Here is an 18,256-nt window from a genome sequence, read left to right as displayed (position 1 = left end):
CGACGTGGATACGAACCGCGCCCGGACGTCCGCGCCGAGCCGACGGCGCCCGGCCGCTGAAGAAAAGATCACCGGAGGACACCCATGACCGCCGAGACGGAGGCGCCGGCCGGCGCCGTGCGCCGCACGCTGGAGAACGGGATCGGAACCCTGATCCTTGACAACCCCGCCGCGCGCAACGCCATGTCCGCCAGCCTTCAGGCCGACCTGATCGAGGGGCTGAAGGTGTTGGGCGCGGACCCCGCGTGCCGGGTGATCGTGATCGCGGGCGCCGGCGGGCATTTCTGCGCCGGCGGCGATGTGAAGGGGATGACGACGCTGGACGCCGACAACGCCCACGGCAAGCTGGTGAAGATGCAGGAGATGATCCGCGGCGTGGTCGAGGCGCCCAAGCCCGTGATCGCCGCGGTCGAGGGCGTGGCCGTGGGCGGCGGCATGGCGCTCGCCGTCGCCTGCGACTTCGTGGTGGCCGCCCGCGACGCCCGCTTCGCCTCGGCCTTCGTGAAGATCGGGCTGATGCCGGACCTGGGCGCGATGTGGACGCTGACCATGCGCATGGGGCTGGGCCGGGCGCGGGCCTTCCTGATGTCGGGCGAGGTGATGGGCGCCGAGGCCGCGCGCGAGGGCGGCATGATCGAGGAGGTGGTCGACCCCGGCCAGGCCCTGCCCCGCGCGCAGGAGATGGCCGCGGGCTTCGCGACCATGGCGACCCGGGCGCTGGCGCGCACCAAGTCCTACATGGCGCGCATGCCGATGGGCTTCGACGAGGCCCTGAAGCTGGAGCCCGACGCGCAGACCGCCTGCATCATCTCCGAGGATTTCGCCGAGGGGCGCGCGGCCTTCCTCGAGAAGCGGGCGCCGGTGTTCAAGGGGCGGTAGGGAGCGCTCGCGACGAGGGGGGAGCGGCGCATCGAACTGCGCGGGGCGCGGGGGAGGCGGGGGGCTTCAGCCGGCGCCCTGTCCCTCCCAGTACGGCGCGCGCAGGTCGCGCTTGAGGATCTTGCCGGCGGAGCTCAGCGGCAGCGGCTCGGTCCGGATCTGCACCTCGCGAGGACACTTGTAGGGGGCGAGCCGCGCCCGGCAGAAATCGATCACCGCCTGCGGCTCGACCGTCGCGCCCGCGCGCGGGACCACGATCGCCAGCACCGTCTCGCCCCATTGCGGATGGGGGATGCCGATGACGGCGGATTCGGCCACGCCCGGAACCTCGGCGATCACGTTCTCGACCTCGATGGCGAAGACGTTCTCGCCCCCGGTCTTGATCATGTCCTTCAGGCGGCCGGCGAGGAACAGGAACCCCTCCTCGTCCAGCCAGCCGAGGTCGCCGGAGTGCATCCAGCCCTCGCGCAGCGCGGCCGCCGTCTCCTCCGGCCGGTTCCAGTAGCCCTGCATCACGTTGGGGCCGCGGATCGCGATCTCCCCGACCTCGCCTGGATCGGCGCGGCTTCCGTCCTCGCGCCGCACCTCGACCTCGCACAGCAGCCCCGCCTGCCCGCAGGAGCGGCGCTTGGCGGCGTGAGGACCCTCGGTCACCGAGTACTTGCCGGGCAGCATGGTGGCGATGGAGGAGACCTCGGTCATGCCGTAGCCATGCACGAACCGCGCGTTGGGCAGCAGCGTCAGGGCCCGGCGCAGGGTCTCGTCCTCGATCGGGCTGGCGCCGTAGAGGACGTTGCGCAGGCTCGAAAGATCCCGGGTCTGCGCGTCGGGATGGTCGAGCAGCATCTTGATCATCGTCGGCACGAACTGCGCGTTGGTCACGCCGCAGGCCTCGATCTGCGCGAGGCAGGCGGCGGGATCGAAGCGGGGCACGTAGGCGTGGGCGCCGCCCATCATCGTGATCGCGAAGGTCGAGGTTCCGTCGGCCAGGTGGAACATCGGGGCCGAGTGCAGGTAGATCGACTCCTCGGTGAACTGCAGCGAGGCCATGGCGTTGATCGCGTTGGCGCAGATGTTGTCGTGGCTGAGCATCACCCCTTTCGAGGCGCTGGTGGTCCCCGCGGTGTAGTAGAGCCCGGCGAGATCCTCGCCGCCCCGCTCCAAGTCCGCCATCGGCTCGGCGCCCGTCGCCAGATCCTCGTAGGGGACGAGGTCGGCGGCGCCGTCGCCGCCCTGCCCGATCAGGACGGTGCGGCCCCAGGCGGCGGGGCGCGGGGTCATTCGGCGGGCCAGCGCCAGGCCCTCGGCGTCGGCGATCAGCACGCCCACGCCCGCATCCTCCATCAGGAAGGCGAGCTCGCGCGGGGTCAGGCGCCAGTTCATCGGCACCGCCACGGCGCCGCACCAGGGAAGGACGAACAGCGCCTCGAGGTAGAATTCGGAGTTGAAGGCGAGCAGGCCCACCCGGTCGCCGGGCGCCACGCCCAGCGCGCGCAGGCCGCCGGCGAGACGCGCGACCCGCCCGATCGCCTCGCGATAGCTCCGCCGCCCTTCGGGCGAGACCCGGATCGCCCCGTTCGGGTTGGTGGCGACGGCGCGTTTGAGGCCATGCGTCAGCTGCATGAGCGATCCTCCCCAGGAATGGTCCCCGGGCTCTGCGGCCCGTTCCGCCCGATCCGGCGGGCGTTCGAGACCGGAGATACGATTTCAGTAAGCGAAACGAAAGATTCCCCGCGGGCGGATCCCGTCGCCTGACGCCGGCGCCCGGCGGCGCGCCGGCCCTCAGGCGGCCGCGGGGCGCAGGGCGGCGAGCCCCTCGACGATGGCGTCCGTATCGGCGAGGCAGCCGAAGACGCCGTCCTCGACGGTCACCATCTTCAGGGCGGCGGCGTGGATCTCGGCGTCGCCGCTGGCGCAGGCGTCGGCGGCGGTCAGGCACTGGAAGTTCAGGTCGCAGGCCTGGCGCAGGGTGGTGTGCACGCAGACGTCCGTCGTCACCCCCGCCACGATCAGATGCGTGATCCCCCGCGCCCGCAGGACGTGGTCGAGGTCGGTGTGGGTGAAGGCGCCGTTGCAGGTCTTGTCGACGACGACGTCCTGCGGCGCGACCTCCACCCCCGCCTCGATCTCGAAGCCCGGCGTGCCGCGCAGCAGCGCCTGGGAGCGGTCGAGCCCGCTGCGCGCGCGCCGCCAACGCTCGTAAGGGGTCATGTCGGCGAGGTCGGCGCGGTAGCCCTGCCGGGTGTGCACGACCGTTCCGCCCACGCCGCGGACCGCGGCCGAGATCCGGTTCACCTGCGGGATCACCCGGCGCAGCGGCGCGGGGTCGTAGCCCATGCGCGCGAAATAGCCCTCCGGCGACAGGAAGTCGTGCTGCAGGTCGATGGCCACGAAGGCCAGCGCCGCGGGGGCGAGGCGACCGTCGTAGGGCCAGTCGAAGGGCTCGGCTCGGATCATGGGCGCGAGCCTAGCACGCCCCGCCCGGCGCGGAAGCGGCCCGCGCGCCGCAGGCGGCGCCCGTCCCGGGCCGAACGGGACGCGCGGCGCCGCGGGGGCGCGGGGCGGGGCCGGGCGACGGGCGGGGCGCGATGCTGGACAGGGCGCGGGGGGATCGCCCAGACTGGAGGCCATGGCCGGACGGGCCCGCTCCCGTCGGGCCGCCCGGTCCTGGGGAGGCGACCATGGCTCTCGACGGCTCCGCGCGCCTGCGCGTGCCCACCTTCTGCGCCCTGTGCACCTCGCGCTGCGGCGCGGTCGCGACGGTGGAGGGGGGGCGGCTGACCGCGCTCGCCGCCGATCCCTCGCACCCCACCGGGCAGGCCCTGTGCCTGAAGGGCAAGGTGGCGCCCGAACTGGTCGAGAGCCCGCGCCGCCTGCTGCACCCGATGAAGCGCACCCGCCCCAAGGGCGACCCTGACCCGGGGTGGGAGCGGATCTCCTGGGACGAGGCGCTGGAGCTGGCGGCGACGCGCCTGAACGCGCTGGCGGCCGAGCATGGGCCCGAGACGGTGGCCTTCAACACCGTCTCCCCCTCCACCTCGGCGCTGTCGGATTCGCGCCACTGGGTGGTGCGCCTGCGCCGCGCCTTCGGCAGCCCCAACCACTCCACCTCCTACGAGCTGTGCGGCTGGGGGCGGTGGATGGGCAACCTGCTCAGCTGGGGCTCGGCCCTGCCGGCGGGCGTGATGCCGGACATGGAGCGGGCGGGCTGCATCCTGCTGTGGGGCTACAACCCCACCGTCTCGCGCATCGCCCATGCGACCGCGGCCGTCGCGGCGGTGCGCCGGGGGGCGAAGCTGGTGGTGGTCGATCCGCGCAACGCGGGCCTCGCCCGGCGCGCGGACGAATGGCTGCGCGTGCGACCCGGGACCGACGGGGCGCTGGCGCTGGGCCTCGCCCACGTGCTGATCCGCGACGGGCTTTACGACGCCGGGTTCCTGCGCGCCTGGACCAACGCCCCCGCCCTGGTGCGCGAGGACGACGGCCGCCTGCTGCGCGCGGGCGACCTGGCCGGCGGCGCGGACGACCCCGCGCAGGATCCGGGGGCCCTGCTCGCCTGGTCCGAGGCCGCGGGCGCCCCCGTCCCCTGCCGCCTGGGCGAGGCGGACCCGGCGCTGGCGCTCGCCGGCCGGTTCGAGGTCGCCACCCCCGCCGGCCCCGTCGCCTGCCGCCCGGTCTTCGCGCGCTGGGCCGAGCTCTGCGCCCGCCACGACCCGGCCGAGACCGAGCGGCTGACCGACATCCCCGCCGAGCAGGTGGAGCGCACCGCGGCCCTGATCCACCAGGCCCGACCGCTCGCCTACATGACCTGGAGCGGGCTCGAGCAGCAGTCGAACGCCAACCAGGCGGCGCTGGCGATCGGCCTGCTCTACGCCCTGACCGGCGACTACGACGCGCCCGGCGGCAACGTCGAGCTGCCCGTGGTCCCCGCCGCCGACGTGCAGGGCGCCGAGTTCCTGAGCGCGGAGCAGCGCGCGAAGACCGTGGGGCGCGAGACCCGCCCCCTGGGCCCCGCCGCCTACGAGGAGGCGAACTCCGCCGACGTCTACCGCGCGATCCTCGAGGGGGAACCCTACCGGATCCGCGGGCTGGTCAGCTTCGGCTCGAACCTGCTGATGGCCCATGCGGACGGCGACGCGGGCGCGAAGGCGCTGGCGGCGCTGGAGTTCCATGTCCACGTCGATCACACGCCCAACCCCTCGGCCGACTTCGCGGACCTGCTGCTGCCCGCCGCCACGCCCTTCGAGACCGAGGGCCTCAAGATCGGCTTCGAGATCAGCGCCGAGGCGAACGGGCTGGTGCAGCTCCGCCGGCCGCTGGTCGAGCCGCGGGGCGAGTCGCGGGCCGACGCGCGGATCGTCTTCGACCTCGCCTGCGCTCTCGGGCTGGGGGACCGGTTCTGGGACGGCGACCTCGACGCGGGAATGCGCGCGCAGCTCGCCCCCTCGGGCGTGACGCTCGAGGCGCTGCGCGCGGCGCCCGAGGGGGTGCGCGTGCCCCTCGTCCAGCGGCATCGCAAATACGCCGAGCCGGGGCCGGACGCCGAGGGGCCGCGCGGCTTCGCCACCCCCTCGCGGCGGGTGGAGCTCTATTCCGAGCGGCTGCTGGCGCACGGCTACGACCCGCTGCCCGTCTACCGGCCCCCGCTGGTCGAGCCGCGGCGCGCGCCGCGCTTCCCGCTGACGCTGACCTGCGCCAAGGACACGCTGTTCTGCGAGACCCAGCACCGCGGCGTTCCCGCCCTGCGCCGCCGCCAGCCCGACCCGCCCGTCGACCTGCACCCCGACGCCGCCGCCGCGCGGGGGATCGCGGCGGGCGACTGGGTGCGCATCCGCACCCCGCACGGCCAGTCGCTGGCCCGCGCCCGGCTCGATCCCGCGCTCGCCCCGGACGTGGTCTGCGGCCAGCACGGCTGGTGGGAGCCGTGCGAGGAGCTGGACGCGCCGGGCTATCCCGCGCTGGGCCCCGGCAACTCGAACTTCAACGCCATGATCGGCCATGACGCGGTCGATCCGGTCAGCGGCTCGGTCCCGCTGAGGGCCTATGTCTGCGAGGTCGAGCGGCTGGAGACGCCGCCCTCTGCAGGCTGACGGGCGCCCGCCCTCCCCCGCTCGCCCCCCGCGGGAAAAGGTTGACTTGCGAGGCGCTTGAAGGGGAGGGTTCAGGGGTTGTCCGCGCGTAAGCGCCGTCCGGCCCCGCCGGCGCGGCCACGGGCGACGAGAGGGGACGCGAAGGGAGCGGCGTTGCGATTCGCATCCGTGGTCTGGGGGGCGGCCGAAGGCAGACGGCTGTGGCTCCTGTGCGTGCTGGCGATCGCCATGGTCAGCCCCGTGGGCGTGCTCGCGGTGGTCAACAACGTGATCTCCGGCGGCGCCGGCTACACGGTGCGCGGGGCGGACGTGGCGCTGTTCGTGCTCTCGGCGATGGGCGTGGTCGCGGGCCAGCTGGTCGGCGCGCGGATGAGCGTCGACGCGGTCGAGACCATGCTCGACGGGATGCGGATGCGCCTGGTCGAGAGCCTGCGCCGCCTGGAGTACTCGGATTTCGAGCGCATCGGCGGCGGGCGCATCTACGACGCCCTGACCCGCAACACCGCCCTGATCTCGGAAGCCGCGATGGTGGTGCTGCCGGGCTACGCGGCGCTGGGATCGCTGGTCCTGGGGGGGCTCTACACGCTGATGCTCTCGCCGGTGGTGTTCTTCACGCTGGCCGGCATCGTCGGCGCCTCGGCGGTGCTCTACACCATCTCCCAGCGCAGCGTGCGCGCCGCGCTGATCGAGGCGTCGCAGGCCGAGACCGGCTTCCTGCGCCTGCTGGGCCACGTGATCCACGGCTTCAAGGAGACCCGGCTGCACCGCCCCCGCGGCGCCGCGCTGGAGCACGAGCATCTCTCGCCCGCCTCGGCCGACTATCGCGACGCGCGGGCGCAGGCGGCGGCGCGGATCCATCGCGGGATCTCGATCTCCTACGGGTTCTTCTACGTGATGCTGGCCTCGATCGCCTTCGTGCTGCCGCCCTTCGTGGGCGACCAGGAGGTGATCGTGCAGTCGATCTACGTGGCGATCTTCCTGCTCTCGACGGTGGAGATCATCCTGCGCTCGATCCCGCTGGTCGCGCGGGCGGAATTCGCGCTCGACGATCTCGAGAGCGCCGAGCGCAGGGTCGAGGCGGCCTCGGCGGGCGTCGAGACCGGGGAGGCGCCGGCCGGCTTCTCCGAGCTCGGCGTGCGGGCCGCGACCTTCACCTACCGCGACGCGCAGGGCGCGCCGGTGTTCTCGATCGGGCCGGTGGACCTGAGCGTGCCGGCGGGCCAGACGCTGTTCGTGGTGGGGGGCAACGGCTCGGGCAAGTCGACGTTCCTCAAGCTGCTGTGCCGGCTCTATCCGCCGGACACGGGCGCGCTGGAGCTCGACGGGCGGCCGGTGGGGCCGGCGCAGGCGGCGGCGTGGCGGGGGCTGTTCAGCTCGGTCTTCACCGACTTCCACCTCTTCGACCGGCTCTACGGGCTCGAGGATCGCACGCCCGAGGAGGTGAACGACCTGCTCGCGGATCTCGGGCTGGGGGGGAAGGTGCGCTTCGTGGACGGCGCCTTCTCGACCACCGAGCTCTCGACCGGGCAGCGCAAGCGCCTGGCGCTGGCCGTGGCGCTGCTGGAGCGGCGCCCGGTGCTGATCCTGGACGAGGTCGCCGCCGACCAGGACCAGGAGTTCCGCGAACGGCTCTACCGCGAGATCCTGCCCCGCCTGAAGCGCGAGGGCCGGACCCTGATCGTGGTCAGCCATGACGACCGATACCACGACGGCGCCGACCGGGTGATCCGCTTCGCCGACGGCCGCATCGTCGAGGACCGACGACTGGAGGGAGAGCGCGCGTGACCGACGCCAGGACCCCCGCCCCCGATCCCTCGGGCCCGCCCCCCCCGGGCCCGCCCCCCTCCGACGCCCGGCGCCGCCGCGACCGGCGGGAGAAGCCGCCGCTGTTCTCGCGGAGCGAGCGCATCGTCGCCTGGGCGGTGGGGCTAACGAGCTTGATCTCGATCGTGCTGCTGATCCTGTGGAACGTGATCTTCGTGCAGATCCTGCCGGGCCAGGCGGGGGTGCGCTACAAGCTGCTGGCCGGCGGCACCGACCTGGGCGAGCCGCTGCCCGAGGGCTATGCGCTGAAGCTGCCCTGGGACCGGATCTACATCTACGAGCTGCGCGTGCAGCAGTTCCCCTTCTCGATCGAGGCGCTGTCCTCCGAGGGCATGTCGGTGCGCATCGAGGGCAACGTCATCTACCGCGCCCGCTACGCCACGCTGGGCGAGCTGCAGAAGGGCGTGGGGCCGGAATACCGCGCCCGCGTGGTGGGCCCCGTCTCGGTCGCCGCGATCCGTCATGCGGTCGCCAACCACACCTCGAACGAGCTCTACTCGATCAACTTCGACCAGCTGAAGCAGGAGGTGATCGAGGACATCACCTCCCACGCCGCGGCGGAGGTGATCGAGTTCCTGGACGTGGCCGTGCGCGGCATCTACCTGCCCGAGCAGGTGACCCAGGCCATCGACCAGAAGCTGGCGCAGGAGCAGCTCGCCGCCTCCTACGAGTTCCGGATCATGTCCGAGAAGCAGGAGGCCGAGCGCCGCCGGATCGAGGCGATCGGCATCCGCTCGTTCTACACCATCGTCTCCGAGGCGCTGAACGACTCCCTGCTGACCTGGCGGGGGATCGAGGCGACGGTGCAGCTCTCGAAGTCGCCCAACGCCAAGGTGGTGGTGGTGGGCAACGGCAAGGACGCGATGCCCCTGATCCTGGGCGGGGAGCTGGGCGCCCTGCCCGCCACCGCCCAGCCGATCCCCGAGATGGGCGCCGACCAGGCAAACACGCTGCCAAGCTGGAGCGAGATGCCGATGCTGTTCCCCGAGCTTCAGCAGCAGGTGGATTCGCGCGGCGCCCGCACCCTCGGCGCGCTGCCGCCGCGCGGCCCGCTGCCCGCCGACGGCTCCGCCCCCCCGGCCGAGCCCGGCGACGGGATGCCCGCCCCGCCGGGCGGCCTGCGCGGCGGAAGCGGGAGCGACGGCGACGACCCCGCCGCCTCGGTCGCCCGCCCGGGCGGGGAACCGGCCGGCGGCGCGATCCCCCAGAACGGCGCGCAGCCCGCGCCCGACGGCTCCGCGCCGCCGCGCGCGGTGGACCCGACGGACTGAGGCGGAGGGACGACGCGCCCCGCCTGAGGGCGAGGCCGAAGGAGAAGGGCGGAGCCCGCTCGCGGCGCGGCGGGCCCCGCGGATCGAGGCGGCCTCCGCCGAGGGGGCCGCGACGCGCCGGAGCCGGAGGACGCGATGCTTCCCTACATTCTGTGGCTGCTCTACATCGGCGGCGCGCTGGGCGCGGCCTGGCTGGGGCGCACGACGCTGGCGGGCTTCGGGGGCTGCCTGCTGCTGTCGCTGCTGCTCACGCCCCTGGCGGTTCTGCTGGCCCTGCTGCTTCTGCAGCGTCGTCCCGCCCGCTGAGCGCGAATTCGGCGAGCGCGGTCTCGACCAGCGGATCGACGCCGGTCAGGCGGGCGAAGTGGCGATGCTCGCCCAGGCCCAGCGGACAGCCGGCGAGGCCCAGGTCCTCGGCCGCGAGCGCGAGGCCCAGCGCGTGGACGCCCGCGTGCATCAGGCCCAGCCGGTAGGCGTTGGAGTAGTAGCGCCGCGCCAGCGCGCCCGGCCGCCAGCCCATCACCACCACCGCGTCGGGCGGCGCCCCGGCCGACATGGCCCCTTCGGCCTGCGCGAGGACCGCGGCCAGCGGATCCGCCTCGCCCGGCCCCGCGTCGCGCCCCGCAGGGCCCTCGCCGATGGCGCTTCGCCCCGCGTCGGGGAAGCGGGTCAGCGCGTGGGCGACGTCGTCGTAGCCGTAGAAGCCCCGCGGCAGGCCCAGGCAGCGCCCCACCGCCACGTAGAGCGAGACGTCCCCTTTCGCGCCCCCGCCGGGCAGGTTGCGCAGCACGGCGCCCGGAAGCTCGTCGCGCCGGTCGTCGCGGCGGCGCGCGACCCGCCACAGAAGCGCGCCCAGCGCCGCGAGGGTCAGCGGCCGCGCCCCCGGCTCCCGGCGGGAGCGGCGACGCTCCAGCACCTCGGCGAGGGGGCGGGAGGGGAGGTCGGGCGCCGGGCGCGGCAGCGCGATGCGCGGCAGGCCCGGACGCGCCCAGGCGGGCGGCGGGCCGGCGAAGGAATCGTCCCTGTCCCGCTCGGGAAGGCCCGGGATCGGCGCGTGCATCCGCGTCACGTCCCGGGTCAGGCGATGGGCGAGCCGGTCCCAGGTGGTCCAGTCCGCGGCGGGCGGGTCCGGGGCCGCGGGATCGGGCGGCGGGCGCAGGATCCCCGCGGCGGCGAAAGCCGCGCGGGCGGCGGCGGGCAGCGGCGGCGCGCCGGGCCGCCCCGCGCCCATGATCGCGCCCACCAGCGGCAGGCCGGCGGGCGTCACCGTCACCACCGCGTCGATGTCCGGAACCTCCAGCAGCAGCCCGGAGGTGGCCCATGCCAGCACCGCGCCCTCGGCGATCCGCAGGTCCGGCGTCGCCGGCACGGTCGACAGGGGGGCGTAGCGCCCGCTGAGCGGCAGGATCTCGACCGCGCGCAGGTCGGGGGCGCCGTACCACCACGCCAGCAGGCGCGAGCGGCTGAGATGCAGGAGCGCGGTCCAGGCCTCGGCCCCCAGCCGCCGGGCCGCCGCCTCGGGCGTCTCGCCCGCGCCCGAGCGCCCCGCCGTGGGGGGCGCCCCCGGCTCGGCCTCGCCCGCGCAGAGCGCGGCGAAGCGCGACCAGGGCGCCCCGCCGCGGGCCAGCGCCGCCAGCGCGCGGCCCAGCGCCGGGTCGCGCCAGGGGATCTCGGCCTTCAGCCCCTGCACCAGGGTCAGGCTCAGGGCGCCGTCGCGCAGTTGCGCCGAGGTCACGTCGGGATGCAGGCCCAGGTGCAGCCGCCAGCCGGGATCCGCGCCGCCCATCCCGCCGCCCGGCCGCGTCGCGGCCTGGCCCGCGGCGGGCGGGCGGGCGAAGGCGAGGCGCACGACCTCCCCGTCCGTCCGACCGGCGCCGGCCGATCCCGCGGCCTCCGCGCCGGGACGCTCCGGCTCGTCGCCGCTCATGACGCGGGGCTCCGGAGCGCGGGGCGCCGAGCCGGGGGGGCCGAGAGGGGGGCGGGGCGGGTCACAGGACGAAGTCGATCGGGTTCAGCTCGTCCTCCCGCGCGGGGCGGTCGCGCCAGCCCATCTTCGCAGGAACCTCGAGCAGGCGTCCCGGGCCGCGCCGGGACCAGAAATGGCGCATCCCCGGCGCCACCACCTTCACGCAGCTCAACGGCAGGTCGCCGCGCGCATAGTCGTGGACCATCAGCTCCACCCCGCAGGCGGCCAGCCGGTCGCGCGCCTCGAGCACCGCGCCCCGCAGGCTGGGGGCCGGCGGCCGGGCCATCGCGCGCACGTCGCGCAGCGGGCCGGGCGCGGGGCGCAGCCAGGGCTGGGTCTCCAGCGTCTCGCGCTCCATCCAGCGGGCGAGGTGGCCGTCGAATTCCTGCGTCTCGGCCTCCGCCGACTCCGGCCGGTCGAAGGCGATGATCTGGTTGAGCTCGGTCAGCGCCCGCTCGGCCGCGACGCGGGGGTCGAAATGGGCGCCGAAGCCCATCAGGATCCGCCCGCCCCCCTCCGCCATCGCCGAGACGGCGACGGCCGCGGGGATGCCCACGTCTGTCGTCACGTCGATCAGGTGCACGGTGCGCCCGCGCCCGGCGTAGACGGCCAGCATCCGCTCGACGAAGGCGTCGTCGATCCCCTCGAGCGCGATGCCCGGATGCTGCAGGCGGTTGTACCACCAGATCGCCACCGCATCCCGCTCGATCACCTCCAGCAGGCCCTGCAGCGCGGCCTCGGCCGGGGTCGCGCCCGCGGCGCAGCCGTTGGAATCGCCCAGCGCGAAGGCGTGGTCGCCGGGCACGTTCCGCGGCCGGTAGCCGTAATGGAGGAAGCGCGTGGGCAGCCAGCGCGTGGTATCGTGCGTCAGCGACCAGACCGGCGTCCACTCGATCTCCTTCGTCTCGTCGAAGGGCAGCGGCACGTGGTGCAGGGGGCCGCTCGTCGCGTTGATCCGCTCCCGCTCGGCGTACTGGCGTTCGGAGAAGCCGAGCAGCGCGTGGGGGTGGACCGCGGCCTCGCCCAGGTCGGCCAGCCGGGCGCGGATGCGCGGCTCGGCCCCCGACCAGCCGCAGCCGTAGCGCTCCACCGCCTCGGCGAGGCAGGAGACGCGGGCCTGCGTCTCGGTCAGGCCCTTGCCGCTGGCCGAGCCCGCCTTGCCCGCCTGCCGGTTGCGGGTGAAGTCGACGCCGCCGCGGTTGGCCTGGGAGGCGTTGAAGACGTAGAGACCGCGGTCGTGGTCGTGGCCCGGGACCATGTCGCTGACGATGCCGGTCAGGTCGCTGACCAGCGGCTCCAGCCGGGCCAGGGCCTGCTCGGCCGTCCAGGCGCGCCAGCCGCCGATCTCGCTGTCGACCGAGGCTTCCTCCCCCAGCGCGAAGGGCGCGGCGGCGGCCGGCGCGGGCGGCGCGGCGGGGCCGCAGTCGGGGCAGTCGAGGAAGGTCCAGTGGCGGTGCGTCTCCCGCGCGCCGGTGGCCCCGTCGAGCGCCAGCAGCGCGCCCGAGAGCGCGTCGCCCTGCTCCAGCGCCATGCGCGTGATCTCGAGCGTCGCGGCCGCGCGCGCCAGCTCCAGCGAGGCAGGCAGCCAGGCGCGGGCGGGGCGGGGGCCGGCGACGCCCGCGGGGGCGAGCGCGTCGTTGGGCCGATGCTCGGCCATGCGGCGCGCGAGGCAGGTCAGGCACCCGCCCCCGGCCGCGCCGCCGAAGCCCGGCCCCATCAGCGGCCCGATCAGCGCGCGCCGCCCGCCCGGGCGCATCGGCAGCCAGGCGCGGTCCGGGCCCAGCGCCGCGGCGAGGTCCTGCAGCGCGGGGTCGAGGTAGTCGTCGACCAGCGCCACCACCAGCTCGGCCGAGCGCAGGTCCCCCGGCGCGAAGCCCGAGCCCATCAGCATCGCCGTCAGCGCCCCCGCCCCGGCCGAGCCCGCGGCGGCGCTGCGCCCCAGCCCCGCCACCGCGACGCGGATGCCGGCGAGGCGCAGCTCGGTCTCCGCCGGGGGCAGGCCGCCCTCGGACCAGAAGGCCTGTCGGTTCACGTCCGCGCCGGGGGCCAGCGCCACCACCTGCCCCGCCTCGTAGAGGCTGACGAGCGTGCGGCGCGCCTGCTCGCCCGCGTCGGCGGCGGCGCCGGGGACGGCGGCGATTTCGGCCAGGATCTCGGCGCCGGTGCGCTCTCCGGTCAGGCGGGGGAGGAGGCGGGCGTAGAGGTCGCCGCGCAGGCGCAGGCTTCGCCCCTCGGCGAACAGCAGGAAGCGGTCGCTCGCCTCCCGGTGGACGGTGAAATGCGGCGCGATCGCCAGGTGCTTGTCCGCCAGGTCCGTGGCCATGCCGTGTCGCGCCTCCGCTCGTCCGGCGCCCAGGCGCCCTCCCCTTTCCTTGCGTAAATCCGCGAAGACCGCGCTGGCAAGCCAAACCTCGCCGGCGCCGCAATCGCGAAGTGCTTCAATGTGAACGATTTTTCATGCGATTGTTCTTTACCAAGCGTCAGAGCTGTGGAACTCTCCGTAAAGGAGAACGCTTCGGCAAGGCTTCCCGCCTCGCCTGAGCTGTCGCTGCGTCCGACCAGGGGGGACGGCATGACGGCCGAGATCGAAGCCAAGTCCGGGGACGCGCCTGCGCCGACCTCCGCCGCGGACGCCGAGAGTGCGCGGATCATCTGGAATCACGTGGCCTACGCCGCGGTGGCGGGGCTGGTCCCGATCCCCGCGGTGGACGTCGCCGCGGCGACGACCGTGCAGGTGCGCATGGTCGCGCAGCTGTGCGAGGCGCGCGGCGTCAGGTTCTCGGAACAGGCGGTCAAGACGGTGATCTCGACCCTGCTGACCGTGGGCCTGCCCCGGGGGCTCCTGGGCTATCCGGTCGCTTCCGCCGCCAAGGCGGTGCCGGGGGTGGGGACGCTGCTGGCGGTGGCCACGCTGCCGGCCCTGAACGGCGCGATCACCTGGGCCGTGGGCCGGGTGTTCGACTGGCATTTCGCCCGCGGCGGCACGATCGAGTCGCTCGATCCCGCCGCCATGAGCAGCCGCTTCGCGGCCGAGGTCGAGAAGGGCAAATCCGCGGTGAAGTCCGCGATCCGCCGACGCGACACGTCGAAGGCGGAGGACGCCGAGGTCGTGAAGACCGAGGCGAGCTGACCGGCCCGGCGGGCGCGCCCGCCGCCGCCGTCTCGAGAGCCGCCGTCCGCCCGGCGGCCGCGCCCCGCGCCGGCGGTTCGGCGCGACTGGCATCCCATGGGGGGAGGACCTGCAAGATGACCCACCACCTGATCGCCGCGACCTTCAGGGTCGACCGCGCCGTGGCGGCGCCGCCGCCCGCGGCCTCGCCGCACGCGCCCGAAGGGGCGGAGGAGCTGGACGGCCGCGCCGCGGCTTCGGCGCCCTGCGCCTTCCCCTGCGCCTTCTGCGGCGCGCCCGAGGCCGTCGCGGCCGAGGACCTCGAGGGACGCGCCGCCGCCTCCGCGCCGTGCGTAGTCCCCTGCGCCTTCTGCGGCGCGCCCGAGACCTCCGCGGCCGAGGACCTCGACGGACGCGCCGCCGCCTCCGCGCCCTGCGCCTTCTGCTGCGTCTTCTGCAAGGCGCCCGACAACGCCTCCGCCGAGGATCTCGACGGCAGGACCGCCGCCGCGGCGCCCTGCGTCCCCTGCGTCTTCTGCCGCGCGCCCGAGAGCGTGGCGACCGAGGATCTCGACGGGCGCGCCGCGGCCGCGGGCTTCTGCATGGTCCCCTGCGCCTGCCGCACGCCCGAGACCGCAGCGGCCGAAGACCTCGACGGACGCGCCGCCGCCTCCGCGCCCTGCGCCTTCTGCTGCGGCTTCTGCAAGGCGCCCGAAAGCGTCGCGGCCGAAGACCTCGACGGCAGGACCGCCGCCTCGGCGCCCTGCGTGTTCTGCTGCGTCATCTGCAAGACGCCGGAGACGGCCGAGGCCTCGGCCGAGGATCTCGACGGCCGCGCCGCCGGCTCCGCGCCCTGCGGGATCCCCTGCGTCCCCTGCGGCTGCCGGTCGACGCAGACCGAGGCCGAGGCGCCGGCCGCCCTCAGGGCCACGGGCTGAGCCCGGCCCGGTCCGCCGCCGCGCCCGCGCCGCGGCGGACCGCCCGACCGATCCTCCCGGCGCGGCGCGCGCCGTCCGGACCCGGCGTCGCGCGATGCCGGGTCCGTCCCGTCCCCGGCCGGCGCGAGACCCCGATGAGCGACCCCGATCTCCGCTTCGCCCCGGCGCGCCCCGAGGATGCGCCCGAGGCGCTGGAGGCCTGCGCCCCGATCTTCGAGAGCGCCCCCTCGCTGGGCGACTGGTGGGCCCGCCGCCTTCGCGACCCGCGGGGCCGTGTGCTGCTGACCCGCGACGCCTCCCGCCCGTCGCAGGCGGGATCCGGCGGCCCGGGCCGGCTCGTCGCGCTGACGATCGTGGACGAGAGGCCGATGGTCGCCCTCGACGGCCGCGCCGCCCTGACCCTGCCGCTCGCGGACGCGCCGCCAGGGCTGGACGCCGCCCTCCTCCCCGAGGTGGACGCGCTCGCCCGCCGGCTGGGCGTGGGGCTGCTGACCGCCACGATCCCCGCGCCCGACGACGGCGACCCGCCCTGCCCCGCGGGCTACGCCCCCCTCCAGCGGCTGCTGGTGGTCTCTCTGCCGCTCGACCAGCCCGCCTCCGCCCCGCCCGAGGGCGTGGCGGTCGCCCCCCATGACGGCGGCGATCCCGCGGCGGAGGCCGAGGCCGCCGACCTCTCCTGGCGGATGATGCGCCGCGAGGGCGTGTGGCCCCGCCTCGACGGCCCCGCCGTCGCCGCCCTGATGGCCGCGCCGGACAGCCTGTGGCTGCTGGCGCGCGACGCCGCCAGCGGCCGCGTGGTGGGCGTGGCCGAGACCAGCCCGCAGATGGGCTTCTACAGCATGATGGCGATCGCCCGCAGCCACTGGGGCACGGGCCTCGCCGACCACATGACCCGCGAGGGGCTGCGCGCCATGGCCGCGCGCGGCGCGACCCACGCCTTCTCGCTGGTGCGGCCCGGGAACGCGGCCTCGCTGAAGCTGCAGGCGCGGGCCGGGGCCGCGCCCACGGGCGCGATGATGATGTTCGCCCGCAAGGTGCCCCAGCCGGCGATGGCCTGAACCGCCGCCCCCGCGTCCCGCCGCCCGCTTGCGCGCGCCCCGCCCGCGCGCGCAACATGGCGCATGACCCGTGCAGAGCCCCGCCGATGACCGCCCCCGCCGACCGCCCCTGGCGCGTGGGCGTCCTGTTCTCGCGCAGCGGCCCCACCGCGGTGACCGAGACCGAGCACTTCCTGGGCACCGAGCTCGCCATCGCAGAGATCAACGCCGCCGGCGGCGTGCTGGGCCGCCCGCTGGAGCCCGTCGCCTACGATCCCGGCGGCGATCCCGACGCCTACCGCGCGCTCGCCCGCCGGCTGCTGGCCGAGGACGACGCGACGGTGATCTTCGGCGGCTCCACCTCCGCCTCGCGCAAGGCGATGCTGCCGATCGTCGAGCGCTACAACGGCCTGCTGTTCTACCCCTCGATGTACGAGGGGTTCGAGTACTGCGAGAACGTGCTCTACATGGGCTCGACCCTGAACCAGACGATCTTCCCGCTGGCCGACTGGCTGATGCGGCGCGGGGCGCGGCGGGTGCACCTGCTGGGGATCGACTACGTGTTCCCGCGCGAATCCAACCGCGTGATGCGCGACCTGGTCGAGAGCCGCGGCGGCGAGATCGTGGCCGAGCGCTACCTGCCCCTGGTCGCGACCGAGGACGCGGTCGCCGAGGAGGTGGCCGAGATCCGCCGCCTCGCGCCCGACGTGGTGTTCTCGACCGCCATCGGGCGCACGGCGCGGATGCTCTACGCCCAGTATCACGCCGCCGGCATCGACCGCCGCGCCCGCCCCATCGCCTCGCTGACCATGGCCGAGACGGAGATGCGCGAGATCGGGATCGAGAAATGCGACGGCCACGTTCTGGCCGCGACCTATTTCGGCGACCTCGACGCGCCCGGCAACGCCGACTTCGTGGCCCGCTTCCGCGCCCGGTTCGGGGCGCAGGCGACGCCCACGATCTGGTCCGAACCCGCCTACGTGCAGACCCGGCTGTTCGCCCGGGCGCTGGCGGAGGCGGGCTCGATGGACCCCCGCCGCCTGTCCCGCGCCTGCCTGGGGCAGGAGCTGCGCGCGCCCGAGGGGCCGGTGCGCCTCGACCCCGAGACCCGCCACATGTGGCTGACGCCCCGCATCGGCGTGGCGCGCCCGCAGGGGGGCTTCGAGGTGGTGTGGTCCGCCGCCGCCCCCGTGCGCCCCGACCCCTGGCTCGCCGTCACGCGCTTCGAGGAAGCGTGGACGGCGGACCCGGCCTGAGGGGAGGGCGCGCGATGCGCAACGAGGATCGCGACGGACCCGACGCCCCCGGCCGACGCCGCGGCCCCGATGCCGGGCCCGGCGCGCGGACGCCCGAGCGGGCGGCCCCCGCCGCCCCCGCCGCGCCTCCGGCCCGCGGCCGGGGCGGAGAGCGAGGCGGCGACCGGGGCGGCGATCGGGGCGGAGACCGGGGCGCCGCGCGCCGCATCCTCGAGGACCTGCGCCGCGCCCGCGTGCTGGTCGCCCATCCGCCCGACGAGGAGGGGGCGCTGCTCGCCGGCCATCTGCGCCGTTTGGGCTGCGAGGTGCGCGAGGTCTGGCCCGCGCCCGCGCCGCTGCCCGAGGACGTGGACGTGGTGTTCCTGGCCATCGAGGACCGCCTGCCCGAGGCGGTGGCCGTGAGCCTGGAGGAGGACGGCCCCGCCCTGATCGCCGTGGTGACCTACGAGACGCCGACCGCGCTGAAGGCGATCGTGGACCTCAACGTGCACGGGGTGATCTCGAAGCCGGTGCGCGCGGCCGGCATCCTCACCCAGTTCGCGCTGGCCCGACACCGCCGCGGCTACGAGGCGCGCCTGAGCGCCAAGGTCCGCAAGCTGGAGGAGACGCTGAAGGGCCGCCGGGTGGTCGAGCGCGCGGTGAAGCTGCTGGTCGAGCGTCAGGGCCTCGACGAGGACGCCGCCTACCGCCTGATCCGCGAGCAGGCGAGCGCCGACCGCTCGCCGATGTCCGCCGTGGCCGAGGCGCTGATCCAGGCCCACGAGACGATGGCGCGCCTCGGCCTCCCCTTCCCCGCCCCGCCCCCCCGCCGCTGACCCGCCTTCCGCGCAAGCGCGGAGGCCCGCCCCAGGCCCCCGGCGCGACGCGCGGAGGTCCTCGCGAAGCG

14 protein-coding genes are annotated in these 18,256 nt (G+C 75.4%); 10 read left to right on the top strand and 4 right to left on the bottom strand.

The annotated features are described in order from the left end of the window. Positions 1–84: 84 nt before the first annotated feature. Positions 85–879, top strand: a complete 795-nt coding sequence (locus tag P2H44_RS19715) for an enoyl-CoA hydratase/isomerase family protein (RefSeq protein ID WP_275766271.1) — start codon at positions 85–87, stop codon at positions 877–879. Positions 880–945: 66 nt separating this feature from the next. On the opposite strand, the gene P2H44_RS19710 is transcribed toward P2H44_RS19715, so the two are convergent. Beyond that, a complete protein-coding gene (locus P2H44_RS19710; protein ID WP_275766268.1) occupies positions 946–2,502 on the bottom strand; it encodes a class I adenylate-forming enzyme family protein in 1,557 nt (518 codons plus the stop codon). Between the two features lie 159 nt (positions 2,503–2,661). Then, positions 2,662–3,336: a cysteine hydrolase family protein gene (locus P2H44_RS19705; protein WP_275766266.1), complete on the bottom strand. Its 675-nt coding sequence runs from the start codon at positions 3,334–3,336 to the stop codon at positions 2,662–2,664. A 224-nt stretch (positions 3,337–3,560) separates the two neighbouring features. Here P2H44_RS19705 and P2H44_RS19700 point away from each other — a divergent pair, with 224 nt between their 5' ends. The 4 genes from P2H44_RS19700 (at position 3,561) to P2H44_RS19685 (ending at position 9,370) form a co-directional block, all read left to right on the top strand. After that, positions 3,561–5,969, top strand: coding sequence for a molybdopterin-containing oxidoreductase family protein (locus P2H44_RS19700; RefSeq protein ID WP_275766263.1), 2,409 nt, complete (start codon positions 3,561–3,563; stop codon positions 5,967–5,969). Between the two features lie 153 nt (positions 5,970–6,122). After that, positions 6,123–7,754, top strand: a complete 1,632-nt coding sequence (locus tag P2H44_RS19695) for a cyclic peptide export ABC transporter (RefSeq protein ID WP_275766260.1) — start codon at positions 6,123–6,125, stop codon at positions 7,752–7,754. Beyond that, complete coding sequence (locus P2H44_RS19690; protein WP_275766258.1) at positions 7,751–9,064, top strand: prohibitin family protein; 1,314 nt, start codon at positions 7,751–7,753, stop codon at positions 9,062–9,064. Before P2H44_RS19695 ends, P2H44_RS19690 begins: the two co-directional genes overlap by 4 nt. A gap of 135 nt (positions 9,065–9,199) precedes the next feature. Further along, positions 9,200–9,370 carry a hypothetical protein gene (locus tag P2H44_RS19685; protein ID WP_275766256.1) on the top strand — a complete coding sequence of 57 codons (171 nt, stop codon included), beginning with the start codon at positions 9,200–9,202 and terminating at the stop codon, positions 9,368–9,370. Here the strand turns inward: P2H44_RS19685 and P2H44_RS19680 are convergent. Continuing rightward, a complete protein-coding gene (locus P2H44_RS19680) occupies positions 9,312–10,991 on the bottom strand; it encodes a SagB/ThcOx family dehydrogenase (protein WP_275766255.1) in 1,680 nt (559 codons plus the stop codon). The two genes, P2H44_RS19685 and P2H44_RS19680, sit on opposite strands and share 59 nt — an antisense overlap. Before the next feature lie 61 nt (positions 10,992–11,052). Beyond that, positions 11,053–13,353 carry a TOMM precursor leader peptide-binding protein gene (locus tag P2H44_RS19675; RefSeq protein WP_275766253.1) on the bottom strand — a complete coding sequence of 767 codons (2,301 nt, stop codon included), beginning with the start codon at positions 13,351–13,353 and terminating at the stop codon, positions 11,053–11,055. Positions 13,354–13,602: 249 nt separating this feature from the next. Between P2H44_RS19675 and P2H44_RS19670 the strand changes: the two genes are divergently transcribed. The 5 genes from P2H44_RS19670 to P2H44_RS19650 all read left to right on the top strand — a co-directional run bounded on the left by P2H44_RS19670 (position 13,603) and on the right by P2H44_RS19650 (position 18,185). Further along, on the top strand, positions 13,603–14,160 hold the full coding sequence (locus P2H44_RS19670; protein ID WP_275766251.1) for a YcjF family protein: 558 nt from the start codon (positions 13,603–13,605) through the stop codon (positions 14,158–14,160). A 116-nt stretch (positions 14,161–14,276) separates the two neighbouring features. After that, positions 14,277–15,077: a hypothetical protein gene (locus P2H44_RS19665; protein WP_275766249.1), complete on the top strand. Its 801-nt coding sequence runs from the start codon at positions 14,277–14,279 to the stop codon at positions 15,075–15,077. A 134-nt stretch (positions 15,078–15,211) separates the two neighbouring features. Further along, positions 15,212–16,135, top strand: coding sequence for a GNAT family N-acetyltransferase (locus tag P2H44_RS19660; protein WP_275766246.1), 924 nt, complete (start codon positions 15,212–15,214; stop codon positions 16,133–16,135). A gap of 86 nt (positions 16,136–16,221) precedes the next feature. Further along, the gene (locus P2H44_RS19655; RefSeq protein WP_275766244.1) at positions 16,222–17,370 is read left to right on the top strand and encodes a transporter substrate-binding domain-containing protein; all 1,149 of its coding nucleotides are present in this window, start codon (positions 16,222–16,224) and stop codon (positions 17,368–17,370) included. 14 nt (positions 17,371–17,384) lie between these two features. After that, complete coding sequence (locus P2H44_RS19650) at positions 17,385–18,185, top strand: ANTAR domain-containing response regulator (protein ID WP_275766241.1); 801 nt, start codon at positions 17,385–17,387, stop codon at positions 18,183–18,185. The last annotated feature ends 71 nt before the right edge of the window (positions 18,186–18,256 follow it).

The organism is Albimonas marina (assembly GCF_029223255.1).
In the GTDB taxonomy this organism is placed as follows: Bacteria; Pseudomonadota; Alphaproteobacteria; order Rhodobacterales; family Rhodobacteraceae; genus Albimonas.
The sequence above is the reverse complement of the archived record's forward strand: the minus strand, read 5'-3'. Positions and strand labels throughout refer to the sequence as shown.

Bases quoted from the DNA above. Each gene is read 5' to 3' on its own strand.
- P2H44_RS19710 (WP_275766268.1), bottom strand. From the start codon at position 2,502: ATGCAGCTGACGCATGGCCTCAAACGCGCCGTCGCCACCAACCCGAAC.
- P2H44_RS19715 (WP_275766271.1), top strand. From the start codon at position 85: ATGACCGCCGAGACGGAGGCGCCGGCCGGCGCCGTGCGCCGCACGCTG.
- P2H44_RS19705 (WP_275766266.1), bottom strand. From the start codon at position 3,336: ATGATCCGAGCCGAGCCCTTCGACTGGCCCTACGACGGTCGCCTCGCC.
- P2H44_RS19685 (WP_275766256.1), top strand. From the start codon at position 9,200: ATGCTTCCCTACATTCTGTGGCTGCTCTACATCGGCGGCGCGCTGGGC.
- P2H44_RS19660 (WP_275766246.1), top strand. From the start codon at position 15,212: ATGAGCGACCCCGATCTCCGCTTCGCCCCGGCGCGCCCCGAGGATGCG.
- P2H44_RS19650 (WP_275766241.1), top strand. From the start codon at position 17,385: ATGCGCAACGAGGATCGCGACGGACCCGACGCCCCCGGCCGACGCCGC.
- P2H44_RS19680 (WP_275766255.1), bottom strand. From the start codon at position 10,991: ATGAGCGGCGACGAGCCGGAGCGTCCCGGCGCGGAGGCCGCGGGATCG.
- P2H44_RS19675 (WP_275766253.1), bottom strand. From the start codon at position 13,353: ATGGCCACGGACCTGGCGGACAAGCACCTGGCGATCGCGCCGCATTTC.
- P2H44_RS19665 (WP_275766249.1), top strand. From the start codon at position 14,277: ATGACCCACCACCTGATCGCCGCGACCTTCAGGGTCGACCGCGCCGTG.
- P2H44_RS19700 (WP_275766263.1), top strand. From the start codon at position 3,561: ATGGCTCTCGACGGCTCCGCGCGCCTGCGCGTGCCCACCTTCTGCGCC.
- P2H44_RS19655 (WP_275766244.1), top strand. From the start codon at position 16,222: ATGACCGCCCCCGCCGACCGCCCCTGGCGCGTGGGCGTCCTGTTCTCG.
- P2H44_RS19670 (WP_275766251.1), top strand. From the start codon at position 13,603: ATGACGGCCGAGATCGAAGCCAAGTCCGGGGACGCGCCTGCGCCGACC.